Raw genomic sequence first — 12,446 nt, 5'->3', positions numbered from 1 at the left:
CCTCCTTTTATCATCAGGTTGACTGATACGTTTCGTATTGTCGTAGATGACAACACTCAACATATCTTCTCTAATTGGTATGAAAAAACACTATTCGTTGAAAATGCATTAAATTCAATACTATCAATGGTTTGTGTGCTAGCTTCATGTACTTTTGACGTAATATATTTCATGTACTTTTCAAAACACATCATCTTTTGCCAAAAGTACATGAAATTAATGTGAAACGAACCTACCTTGAAGTAAAAAATATGGGAAATTTTCCTGCTCCATCACGAACACCTCTACATAGCTTTTCTCTGATAACACCCCTTCCTCATAGATAGCACATTGCTGCCAATTATCATCTGAAATAACTTGATTGTTCCGCAGTGCATCTATTAATAATTTACGATTTCGGTTATCTAAATCCCGAATACTTAAGTCCGAAAAATGGTGTTTGATGAACACCACTACTTGTTTCAGTTTGGCGATTTCTCCTCTCGTCCGAAGAGAAGAAGTCGTCCCTGTTTCGTATCGTTTTCGAAGCAGCTTTCGATACGCACTATGAGCATTTTTTTGCGTCGACTCAAAATAAGGAGGCAATGCACCCTCGTACAAAATGCGAAAAACAAAAAATACCTGCTCACCATTTTCGGTGGAAACAGGTACTTTCATTTCTTCAACATTGGGTAACGGGTACACAACAGCATGTTTATATTTGTCTTGGTCCTCGTCTAATTTTACGAGCTCTAGCATCATAAATTCCTTCAAATCCTCGAGTGCATAAAAGGCTGAACGTAGCTTTTGAAAATTACGCATCGTCTCACTCCCTGATGAATTTACATATAAACGAACTAACGAATAAATATTTTAATATATTAATTTGTTAATTAATTTATATGTTTATAGACTAATTAATTGTTTTCTAAAACAGTTTTATTTTCAAAATCTGAAATGCCTAAACCCTCTCTATCTTTCCAATCTAATGCAGTTACTATAAATTCAAATGTTTGTACATCAGATTTTTTTCCGTCAGATATTTCAACAAAGTCAACTTTATATAAAATATGGACTTCTGGTGCATCGAACCCCTGTATAAAATCCGATTCGATGTTTTGTACTTCATAATCTTTGTTAAAATCCAGTACCCCAACATAATTTTCAAATTTTGATTGTGCTCCTACAACTAATTCCTCTTTAACTTCACTATAAAGAGAATCATCAAGCTTACTAAAATAAACATACATTAATTTCTCGCCGGTTACTTTTAACGCATTTAGCTCACTTTCAGTATGGTGCTCTAAAAATACTTTGTAGTCCTCGTCCAATTCAGTTTCTGGATTAACTACTTCGGTTTGCTCTTGCTCTACTTCAACCTTTTCATCATCAGCAGTTTCCTCTGCATTACAGCTCGCTAAAAGTAAGCCTGCCACCAATATACTTGAAAATCGCCTCATATCCGTTCACCTCATTATTTGTCTTCAAATAACTGTACGATTGATTTAGCCTGACTATTATTAATTTGTTCGCCTTGTACAACATGCATATTAACTGTTGTTAAATCATTAATTTGCGCCTGTTTTGCTAAACGAGTTGCCCCTTCAAGCGTTACCTCAGCCTCTACATCGTTTGTATTAATGCGTGCTCGCTGATGAAGCTCACCATAACTATCGACAACAATATTTGTTTCAGGGATTGCTTGGTATTTACCCTTTGATACCACATTATAATTCCCTAACTTCACACCACCACTACCATTTTCTTCATACAATCCTTCATATTTTTCTGAGCGTTGGTTACCTTGTAAGGTTGAAAGAATATATACATGTGGATCCAGCTTATTATTATCCTGTGCAGCCTGTTGCATCGCAGGACGTACAGCAGCTGTAACATCTTGCGTACTTAAATTATTCAAGCCTTGTCGACGCATTCCAAGCAACGTTTCATTAGCTGTTGACTCGTCAAAACCAAGTTCCTTTAATGCTGCATGACTTTCTTTTTCGTTTGATGACATATTTGCACTAGCCACCTGCTGAAAGAAATTCGGCTTTACTTTATTTCCAAGCTTATCGACTTGCTGGCTATCCATCGACTTTTTCATGGCATAGGCTGTAATGGAGGCACGTTGAACGGATTCGCCAACACCAGCCTGTCCAGTTATCGCCTTACCCGCAGTGTTCCCAATATTAGCTCCAAAAATGGCTCCTTGAGGACCGGCGATAACACCACCTGCTACTGCACCCGCTAATGTACCTGCTCCCTCTACGGATTTCTTCACAGGTGATAGCACCTTTTCCTTGCCGCTCGCAAAGCTTTCACGCATTTGACTAAGCTGCACAGAGCCCTTTGAAAAAATACTGAATATGCGTTTACGCATGATGAAAAGTGTTAAAAGCATCATAAACTGAAGTACACCCGCAGTAATAAATCCAATTAAGTTTCCATCAAGTGTATTCAATCCATATATAATCTCCGTTAATCCGAATAAAAAGATGGTCATAATAACGAGTCCAATCTTAATAAATAACGGAATACAAAGCTCGAAGAAATACCGCTTTAACACACCAAACTGTTCAGGAAGAGCTGACCAAAGCAATGCAAACGGTGCAACCATCGCGAGTAGCATGAACCAAAACTGGCACATAATAATACTGAGTGCAAGTAGTAAAACCGGTATTGAATTGAATGCATTAATAACTAATGCAATACATACAAAAATCAATCGTTCAATTAAATTTGTAGAGTGCAGTGTAAAGTTTCCGTATTCTTCAATTTCCTTTTTAGCAACATCATTTCTTTCTTTTGCATTAGGTTTTTTTGAAAGAAGTTCATTTATTCTTCCCTCACCAATTTTTGACTCATCGGTTGTAGAATACTGCAACATTAGGTACGGGACATGAACAAATGAATTAAAAATATTATCATACATTAAAGTTTGAGTAGTAACTTCTTCATGATTATTTTTAGGTAACAATAATAACGATAAGTCATTACTCATTGAATTCATTCCTTGCAGAAAACCTGTAAAATTCGAAAAAATGAGTAGTGAAATCGTAAAAGCTACAATAGATTGTGCTATTGTACCAAATGCCGCTATTTTTTCGCGTTTCGTAACAAATTGCCACAATGCATAAATTACAACAATTAAGCAAATCACCCCTATTGTGCCTCCAAAAATACCTGAAGAAGAAAACTCACCTGCACTAATTCCCGTAAATGAGGTAACAGTAACGCCAACTTTTTCTATTAGTTGATTTAAAATATCAGCACTATTTAAAGAAAAATCCATAATGCCTATTAATACGTTAGTTAGAAATATGTTCACCTTGAATAAGCCTTCTACAAATTTAAAAAGAGCTAAATCAATTAACTTAGCTCCTTCTCCACTCAATGTATCAAACGGATTGAACATCCAATCCGTGACACCAGTCTCTTCGCTGTCCACAATTATATCTAAATCGTAATAGACCTCTGTTCCTTTATAGTGCCCATAATTATTTGTATCATAGACATTATCTTCCGGCGTCTTATCCTCATATTCCGCAGCCTGTACTTGATAGGGTAGCAATAAAGTAAACATTAGAAATCCCCATATATACGCTTGTTTCATGCAGCTCCCTCCATGAATTACTACATTTATATTTTTATACACTTATATTTTTATAGTTTAATTGATTAATATATTTATTTATTTTGTTCTCGTAAACGCTCCTCTTCACTCGCTGTTGAGGAATCAAATGCCCGCTCGAACTCAACAAAGACAGGATCAATATAGATAGTTGTTGTGCGTCCGTAAATGTCTTGGAACAAGCAGTGCCCTTTTTCAAGCGTTCGAAGCTTTTGTACGTTTGTATCCGTTTCTGGTAAGTTTAAAAATTTCAGCATTTCCTTCGCTTCCTCGGATTTCCTTAGACCAAATGAAAATTTCATCCCGACATTGGCCACGTCATTGCCATGGTCCGTTGCATTTTGTGAGCCCTTTAGGAGCGTTGTGTTGTAGTAACGTCCTTTACGGATAATAAAGTCCATCATCCGCCTGCCAGACGGGTTTGCGTCAATCGAGCTTGCCTCATCCTGCAAAATGATTTTATGGATGCTGCGGTCTTGATTAAACATATACTGCTGCGTAAACGCCGTAATGGAAATCATAATGGCCTCAGACAGCTTTTGAGAAGGTAAGAGCTTTCTAGTTTGTGACTGATCACTATCTGGTAAGTTTAAATGCTCCACCATTAAAATCTGCATCGGCTTGTCGACCTTTAACACCTTAAAGTCCTGCCCAACCTCACCAAATAATAAAGAGGCGAGCTTTTCATTTTTAAGAGAGTGGAATACATCGACTAGCGTTTCGATTGCCTGCTGCTTTTTCTGCGACATTTTATATTCCTCTGCCACGAACATTTCCTCTAAATGCGTAATGACCGCTCCGATGCACGGGTCCTCCTCTTGAGACACTGCCTCAACGGCAAGGGCAAGCATTTGATACTCGGTATCCCGCAAATCGACATCAACTAAATACGCCAAAATATCCTTCGCTGTTGCTTTGGCATTTTCAATAGAATCTGCCGTGCGAAACGGATCCAAGCAGCCTCTATCCGCTAAATCACTACCGAGCGTCCACTTTGAAATAAACGCTTTATCGATTAACGGGAGGCTTTCCCAGTGCTTTCTATCGCCTTTGGGGTCCACAATGAGTGCCTGTGAACCCGTTAAGACGGATAGTGTCGTATAAAGATTCATGAAATAACTTTTCCCTTTCCCCGTTGCCCCAGCAACAATCGCTGAAATACTATCCTCCAAATTGCCGATATCATACGCTTTAGCTGCAAGATCTGGCTGAATAAAAACAGGGCGACGGAGCCGATCGGTATAACCAATGTAAAAGCCACGGTTATCGCCAACTGAAGTGGTTGCCCCGAACATCATCGCAGCTAAGACACCTGATTCCACTTCAATTTTGTAATCCGTATTAATTTGCCTTGAACCAAGTAGCTTTTCCATCGCCAGAGCAATTTGCTCGCCAAAGGGAGCGACAATCTTCATGCCGTATTTTAAAAGCTCCTGCTTCAGCTGCTCTGCTCGCACGTTTACTTCCTTTTGACTCGTTGCTCCGACCTTGAAGATAATGGAGCAGGCGTACGCTGGCTGCCCGCTTTTTTGAAAGTAGGCTTCCGCTTGAATCGCCCCTTGCTCGGATTGATGTAGAGCTAAATCTGTATCTGCTCCTGCTTTATAGGCTTCCTGCTTTTGGTCAATAAATTCTAAGCGTTTATTTGAGAGTCTTTTGACAATCCGCTCATTCGTTTGATGATAGGCACGAATACTTGTCGACACAGGAAATGAGAGCCGTGATTGTAATAAATAAAGCCACTCATTATGTGGAAAGCTCATTTCACTATCCATCGAGTGCACGACTAAATATTTTGTGAAATACGTGTTCTCGTTATCTGCTGCGTCCAGCTTGGTAAGCTTTAAAGAGGTCGCTGTATGCTCCTCAATGTTGGTACCTTGCAGCTCTAAAAAGTCACGTGGATTCGTACGCACCGTTTGATACGTAATCTCTTGGCCGTCTACTAGTTCTGTGCCTTCTACAACCTCACCGCTCCTAAATTCTTCTCGGCTCTGTACGTCGGCATTACTCGACGTCACCGAGAACTCCTTTTCAAGTAAATATACGCACTCTGCTGTACGGGCCTTCTCGACCTTACATAAAAAGCCCGATTGCAGCTGCTCCTTCAGTAAATCTGCTTGGTCATGCCATGCATTAATTTCTGCTTGCAATAAATCCTGGGACGTGAGCCCGACAGAACGATTGACCTGTGCACTTAAGCCATTCCATAATTCCTTTAACGACTGAAATAGCGTGACGCCAATATTACCATCACGGTATTTATTTTTCGTTGGATCTAGCTGCACACCGATGTACTGAATATACTCGCTCGTTTCCTGCGTCATTTTTTGCTCCTCAAAATACGTGCTCAAATATTGAAAGTATTGTAGCCCTGCCTCCTTGAGTGGATAGCTCTTCCTCTTAATACTCGCAATCGTATCCGCTAAAATAAGGTCGATATTTGTAGGAAACGGCTCCGAGATAAAATGTAGGTCATAACGATTATTAAATAAAAAGGCAAGCTGTGAATGAAACGGGATAAACTTGTCCTCATGGTCTAAAAATTCATAGTTAAAGCCGGCAAGACGGTAGTACGCTGTTACACTACCGTCATGACTAAAGATTAAATTACCGTCAATGTGCTTCACTGGATAATCGAGTAATGCCACCATACTAATCTCCTTCCTTCATACGAACCGTTAACAGCAGCTGCTTTTCTTCCTTTAATGGTGTTAAGGCTGGCTGCTCGGTCGGCTGACTCATTGGTACCTGTGGCTGTGGTGCTAGTTTTACTTGCTTACGTTTCGCCTTTTGCTCGCGTTTAGCCATGACCTTTTCCACTGCCTGTGCTCTTATTTTCGTGTACGGGTCTAGCTCTTGATGACGCACAGAAATGATTTCCTTAAAGCGATACACCTTTGGCTTTGTCACCTCACGCCCACGGCAATACGTCACCTGCTTATTCCATCTAAGCACATACTGCACGACAGAACGAAAATAATGGACAGAGGAACGCCCCTCAGTCGCAATGTCTGACAGTAAATAGGCAATGGAAAACGGAACAATTAATAAAAACACCTCAGGTAGCATTTTTAAAAAGCTTGATACCCCAGGCACAAAAAATAGCAGTAGCTCCGCCGCTAATGCTAAAAAGAAATACACAATCGTTTTTACTTTAATGGCACGACCGAAGGAAAAGCCCATGAACTGATAGATTTTTCGGTCGAACTTTAAATAGTCATTTAATACAAGTAGCGACACACGCTCTTTTCCGTTCATGCTTTCACCTCTTATCCGCCTAAATTCACCTTGTCGTTTAACCAATTTGACATCGTTTTGATGATTTCTGGATTCAGTACGAAAATCCCGATAAACGCAATCGCAATAATTGCTCCGATCATTGCTGTCCAGCGCCGTTGTGCAGCAGTTACTAAAATAATGATAATCCCAATAATCATCAGTACGTAGCCTGCCTGTTCCTTTAGCCATTCAAATAATGTTGATAAATCCATCTTCTCACGCTCCTTTAATTGGTTAATATATTAATAGTTTTATTGATTAATATTTTAATGGATTAATTCACTTCTAAGCTCTCATAATTATTAAAGCCACTAACGACTAATTGATTGGTCGCAGCCTGTTTAATTTCAAGTTGATACGTTGTTTCTACTGGGATATTCGTTTTTGGATCGAGTAGCTTCACCGTTGCAAATACAAGCCAGCCCTCTTCTAACACATACGCTTTTGTACTTCTTACCTCTTCAAAAATCATCGATTCCTGAAGGCTAATGGCAAGGTTGTCGGTTTCAAGTAAATAGTTTAGCTGCTCCTGCTCATCTGTTGTGTACGCTTTAAAGAAGGTTGGTAAAAATGCTTGAATATCCTGCATCACTTCAATCGGTGCCTCCTTTAAATTGCCGACCGTCACAGAGGAAGAAATATCTGGCTCCTCAACATACGTAAACATGGGATTGCCGTACACGAAAAATTGCTCGTCATAGCCGACTGGCACAACGAGATATTGAACGATGTTTTCCGTTGTTTGCTCTTCTTTTGGTATGTCTGTTATGCCTTGTTCACCTGCTTTTTTCACCGCTGTCAGCTGCTGCGTTGCCTTTACTGTAATATGTGACGTTCTCTCTGATAGCTGCTTTACATCGAGTATTTCTGTTGCGACTACGCTCGACTGATACAGTGAGCTAAGTACATCTAGCCCTGCAAATGCCTCGACGTTGCTTGCTAAAAATGGCTGCAACGCTTTTTCACGTGTCGTTGCTAAATCATCCGCTGGGGTAAAGGTGAAATACGCACGTGTGAACCGTTTCGCAAATTCTGTCGCTTCGATCGACGTTACCTTTACAATACTTGGTGCTTGCTTGTCCTCACTCGTCACCTCGTCTGTTTTGAAAAAGCTATTCCCGATGATTAAAAGCACACATAAAAAGGCTAGCCAAAACAATGCTACCCCTAGTTTCCTTAACCAATATCCCTTTGGCTTCACGCGTGCCTTTTTCATATTCTTTCGTTCCTTTGCAAGCTCGTAATCCTGACGTACTGCCTGTGTGACGTCTGTTGGCAGCTTTTTCGCCCTGTTCATCCACTTCACGTCTCTCACCTCCTACCGTTTATTCAGTGACGTTGCTGCCAGTGCTAAAAGTCCAATTGCAATGACGCCCGCTGCTAACGCCCCGTATTCAACCTTCACCTCGTTATAGGTCACAGCAACAAGGGATTTAAATTCATTCCACACAGGCTGTAAGGTCGGGAAGGTTTCGAGTAAAATTACGCCCACAAAAATGAAGGCAATGAGCCCAAAGATAAATAGAAACAACCCTTTAAACATAACCTCACCCTTTCTATATAAATTGATTAATATACTAATTGATTAATGCATTACTATCATCCAGACCATATTCGATTAAAAACTGCCGTAAATAAGCAACTTGCTGATCAATGACCTCTAGCTCTGCTTGAATTTGTCTAGCATGCTGCTCGATGCACTCTGTAGATGGAATAAGCACCTGCTGCTGATTTAAATACACCGCCATGCGTTCAATATCTTCTAATTTTGCATAGCCTTTTTGAAATAAATAAAAGCTATCCATCAGTTGTCGGTACGCTACTTGCTGTAAAAGTAACTGCCGAAACTGATGGATAGCTGCGAACTTGGGTGTTTGCATCCTAACCACCTCACTATTAAATTTAGACCGTGCTCCGCCATCCCCGAATATGAAACTTTTCAGGAAATTTTCCTATAGCCTGTGACGAAGCCGACCGACCATTCGAATCACCCCGCGAGACTTAAGCAACCGTCAGACAAGCCGCTTTCGGATAAATTGACGCAGTGCTGTACTCCACACTAAACGCACACTCTCCACCTGTGACATAAAACGGGTACTAATTGATTCTTGGATGAATGGTCCTACTATTCGCTTGGCAAATGACGCAATAAAGACAAACGGATTGTACGTAAAGAACGTCACAATTTCCGCCTCTGGAATGGCTAAATCAGAAGGAATATCGATTACATACGGAATATCCTTAATTAAATGCCATGTATCCGCCGAAAGCTGCTCCTCCTCAGCAAGCTCAATTAAAACATAGCCCTGTAAAAGCGACGTACTTGTTTCCCGCTGCTGACGAAACGCCTCCGTTAATTCGTGCAATGCCATACGGTAGCCTTGCAGCAACTGACGTGTATCCACATCCTGATCACATGCAGCCGTACGCATTCTTTGCATAAGTTTACGCATTTCACCTATCTGTAGGTAGTCACAGCTATTCACTTCAATTATCTCTTCAGAAGGGCACCCTTGAAGAATAGCCGTGAAGCGATCCAACGTAAAAATCGATTCAAGCCCTGGAATACGACGTGAAATTAGTTCCTCCGTGACTGCCTGCTCCTTACCGGTTTGAACCCAAACTGCATAAAATGCCATCCTTCTCACCCCTTTTATTAACTAATTGTTAATTATAGCTCCTACCAACCAAAATAAAACGCATAATACTTAATAATAATTTGATAATTTTGAATTATAGATTAATCGAAAGTTACTGTCAACAAATAATGTACACAGAAAATTAATTATTATTTAATTTTAATATTTGTTACACGGCTGCAACTCCTGTAAACTATTGTTACAATATTCTGACTTGTTGGAGGTTTTCTATGAATGGGATTGTAGATATTGAAGCGGTGAAGGCTGCTTTGCGTAAAAATCTAAAGGAATCAAGACAGCATGTAGGCATCCGTACGCTCGACGTTGCCTTCTTTTTAGGCATGAGTCCCTCTGCCTATTCTTACTATGAATCTGGTCGCAGCATCCCCACGCTTGATAATCTCCTTAAACTCGGTGCTCTCTATAATAAAGGCATTGACGAACTGCTCGGCTGGCAGGACATTGTGCTAACCAATAAAGCCTACAATCGCTACAACGCCGAGCATCTACACGCGATGGAAAGAGCCCATGAATATGAACTGCTCTATAAGGAAAAGTTAAATAACATTACAAACGAGCCACTGCGTGAGTGGATTGAGGACGAGCTAGAAGACTTAACTGCGAATCAAGTGCAGCAGCTAAGGCTGTTATGGGAAATTTTGAAATTGAAGGAACAAGAGAATAATAATTAATTAATATATTAATGAATTTAAATATTTATTGGTTAATTTATTATTCTAATCCGATCATCAATGGATTCATTAAAGAAAAATCACACCACCCTAAACGGCGATGTGATTATCGTTACTTATTTATTTTGCTGCTCTCTCGCTAGCTCAAACAGCAGCGTGACGTTCGTTACACGCTTTAAGGAATTGACCTCTTCACTTAAGTAGGTCCAGCTTTCTTTATAGGCCTGCTCCGTCAATTCGTCTTGCGAGATGGCACTGTATGTCCAAAGAAACTCTTCTAACGTGCATTCAAGCGTTTCAATAAATTGTTCAGCCTTCCTTGTTTTTTGATGCTGCAATTCATTTCGCTCATCCCAGAGCACATGATCTAAATTAGTAGAAAAATAATAAATGTTATACGGTATTTTCACACGCTCTAAATTAAAGTGACTCGTTGTAGACAAGACTTTCATGTTTTTCGCTTTTTTCTCATTTCGCTGCTCAATTTGTCTTTTCTTCTGGATATCACTTACGAAAATAGCAGATTCATCGTAAAAGAGCCCCTTTTGCTCATCTACTTTTACATGATCATTTGCAATAAAGACACCGTCACTATCGGTAATTTGGAATACCCATTTTAAATCAGATGCTCTAAATTTGGTCTTCTTTAAGTATGCCTTTATGACATCACCAATTGCATTTTTTACGTTTTTATCTTGATTCCAGTCTGCCAATACATCGCCATTTTGAACATCAATAAATACTTCTTGATCCCCAAACACTTCTTCTAAATACTCCGTTAAAACCGTTTCCTCCGCTTCCCCTTCTACTAATACTAAAACAACCTTTTTAGTCATTTTTTACACCAGCTTTTCGGAATGCTCGTTTAATTTGGAACGTCTTCGTCTTTTGGTAGATTTCTTCCTCTTGACCACCAAGCTGAATCGCTCGTAAATAAACGTCTCGCATATTATTCATCTTTTTAATACCTTTTAATTGGATGTAGCGATTATCCTCATTTACTGTTGTAAACCATAAATCCTTTGGCGTTAACACCTCTAAAATACGCAGGTTATGTGATGTGAAGATGAGCTGACCTTGACCACCTTCTTTAATGACCTCTAAAAGCTCACCTAATAAAAATTCAAATACACCCGCATCAATTTCATCTACAACGACACAGGCATTCGGATTGTTGTACGTAGCAATTAGCACACTTAAAATCGAAATGATTTTTAAAATCCCTTCCGACTCAGTACGTAGTGGCAGTTCGACATCCCCACGCTTTGATAAAAATTCAAAGCGTACACTCGGTTCACCTTCATCGTTCGTTTCCTTATTAATTTCGTGTATTTTAATCTCAAGCCCTGGAATAATCGCCTTTAACACTTTATTACTTTGTTCAATGACATCGCGTAATGTATGAAAGAGTACTTCTGGCAATAATGCCGGCGCATCTAAATCATACGGAATCGCACCACGCTTTTTTTCTAAATGAATACTAAACGGCATAATCATCTTTGTCATGAGTAAGCCGATGCTTTCATTATTCACAATGTGTAAATCTCGGTTAAACTCCTCAGCTAAGCAACGCACTAAATCATATTCAACTGGCTCTAACTGCTCCTTCAAAAGCTCCTTCACATCTTTGTGGAATATAAACGATGTTTCGGGCTCCTTTGACAGCTGATTCACGACTTTTAATTTTACGCGTGTGTCTTCATTGAACATGCTTAATGTTTTCGTTCTAATTTGAACATCCTCATGATTTTTTTGGATGAGTAGCTTTGGCTTTTTATTTTTCTCATTTTCTTTATAGCTCATTCTTTCTTGCGTAACAAATAGCCCTTCCTCACCCAACGAAAGCTCCACAAAATAGTTTACAAAGTACTGGCCAAACGTATTTTGAACAAGAAAGTCAAATTCTAATGTAGCAGTTGGCTGATCAAAGCTGAGTAGCTCCTTATGCTTTTCACGTAGCTTTAAGCTTTCAGGTACATTCTTTTTAGGAATCCATCCACTAATTAATATTTTTAGCAGGCTAAAAGCTTCAACAACCGTTGTCTTGCCCGATCCGTTTTGTCCATATAAACCAACCAAATTCGATTGGTGCAGTTCCTCAAAGCTAACAGGAATTGAAATCTCCCCATGCTTCACATTTTTTATATTATGAATGTAAAAAGACTTTACTTTTACGATGTTGTTCACGTTAATCATCCTTTAAAAACGATTTTTGATAAAAAT

At 39.5% G+C, this 12,446-nt stretch carries 13 protein-coding genes; 1 reads left to right on the top strand and 12 read right to left on the bottom strand.

Features of this window, described 5'->3' with window-relative positions:
* Positions 1 to 216 precede the first annotated feature (216 nt).
* From MKX47_RS20300 to MKX47_RS20255, 10 genes are all read right to left on the bottom strand, one after another.
* On the bottom strand, positions 217 to 801 hold the full coding sequence (locus MKX47_RS20300; protein WP_340778080.1) for a hypothetical protein: 585 nt from the start codon (positions 799 to 801) through the stop codon (positions 217 to 219).
* 95 nt (positions 802 to 896) lie between these two features.
* Positions 897 to 1,439 carry a hypothetical protein gene (locus tag MKX47_RS20295; RefSeq protein ID WP_340778078.1) on the bottom strand — a complete coding sequence of 181 codons (543 nt, stop codon included), beginning with the start codon at positions 1,437 to 1,439 and terminating at the stop codon, positions 897 to 899.
* 14 nt (positions 1,440 to 1,453) lie between these two features.
* Complete coding sequence (locus MKX47_RS20290; RefSeq protein WP_340778076.1) at positions 1,454 to 3,592, bottom strand: CD3337/EF1877 family mobilome membrane protein; 2,139 nt, start codon at positions 3,590 to 3,592, stop codon at positions 1,454 to 1,456.
* Between the two features lie 74 nt (positions 3,593 to 3,666).
* A complete protein-coding gene (locus MKX47_RS20285) occupies positions 3,667 to 6,261 on the bottom strand; it encodes an ATP-binding protein (protein ID WP_340778074.1) in 2,595 nt (864 codons plus the stop codon).
* Between the two features lie 4 nt (positions 6,262 to 6,265).
* Positions 6,266 to 6,871 carry a TcpE family conjugal transfer membrane protein gene (locus MKX47_RS20280; RefSeq protein ID WP_340778071.1) on the bottom strand — a complete coding sequence of 202 codons (606 nt, stop codon included), beginning with the start codon at positions 6,869 to 6,871 and terminating at the stop codon, positions 6,266 to 6,268.
* An 11-nt stretch (positions 6,872 to 6,882) separates the two neighbouring features.
* Positions 6,883 to 7,104, bottom strand: a complete 222-nt coding sequence (locus MKX47_RS20275; protein ID WP_263082555.1) for a TcpD family membrane protein — start codon at positions 7,102 to 7,104, stop codon at positions 6,883 to 6,885.
* Positions 7,105 to 7,166: 62 nt separating this feature from the next.
* Positions 7,167 to 8,189, bottom strand: a complete 1,023-nt coding sequence (locus tag MKX47_RS20270; RefSeq protein WP_340778238.1) for a conjugal transfer protein — start codon at positions 8,187 to 8,189, stop codon at positions 7,167 to 7,169.
* Between the two features lie 21 nt (positions 8,190 to 8,210).
* On the bottom strand, positions 8,211 to 8,435 hold the full coding sequence (locus MKX47_RS20265; RefSeq protein ID WP_340778067.1) for a hypothetical protein: 225 nt from the start codon (positions 8,433 to 8,435) through the stop codon (positions 8,211 to 8,213).
* Positions 8,436 to 8,469: 34 nt separating this feature from the next.
* Entirely contained in the window at positions 8,470 to 8,772 is a 303-nt protein-coding gene (locus MKX47_RS20260) for a hypothetical protein (protein WP_340778065.1), read from the bottom strand.
* A gap of 132 nt (positions 8,773 to 8,904) precedes the next feature.
* Complete coding sequence (locus MKX47_RS20255) at positions 8,905 to 9,531, bottom strand: hypothetical protein (RefSeq protein WP_340778063.1); 627 nt, start codon at positions 9,529 to 9,531, stop codon at positions 8,905 to 8,907.
* Positions 9,532 to 9,761: 230 nt separating this feature from the next.
* Between MKX47_RS20255 and MKX47_RS20250 the strand changes: the two genes are divergently transcribed.
* Positions 9,762 to 10,223: a helix-turn-helix domain-containing protein gene (locus MKX47_RS20250; protein WP_340778061.1), complete on the top strand. Its 462-nt coding sequence runs from the start codon at positions 9,762 to 9,764 to the stop codon at positions 10,221 to 10,223.
* Between the two features lie 116 nt (positions 10,224 to 10,339).
* On the opposite strand, the gene MKX47_RS20245 is transcribed toward MKX47_RS20250, so the two are convergent.
* Both MKX47_RS20245 and MKX47_RS20240 read right to left on the bottom strand, forming a co-directional pair.
* Positions 10,340 to 11,059 (bottom strand): hypothetical protein, encoded by a 720-nt coding sequence (locus tag MKX47_RS20245; RefSeq protein WP_340778059.1) that lies wholly within the window; start codon positions 11,057 to 11,059, stop codon positions 10,340 to 10,342.
* A complete protein-coding gene (locus MKX47_RS20240; protein ID WP_340778056.1) occupies positions 11,052 to 12,410 on the bottom strand; it encodes an AAA family ATPase in 1,359 nt (452 codons plus the stop codon). Before MKX47_RS20240 ends, MKX47_RS20245 begins: the two co-directional genes overlap by 8 nt.
* Between the last annotated feature and the right edge of the window lie 36 nt (positions 12,411 to 12,446).

The sequence above is a fragment of the Solibacillus sp. FSL R7-0668 genome (assembly GCF_038006205.1).
Taxonomy (GTDB): domain Bacteria; phylum Bacillota; class Bacilli; order Bacillales_A; family Planococcaceae; genus Solibacillus.
Note: the sequence above shows the minus strand (reverse complement) of the source record. Positions and strands in the feature narration are given on the sequence as shown.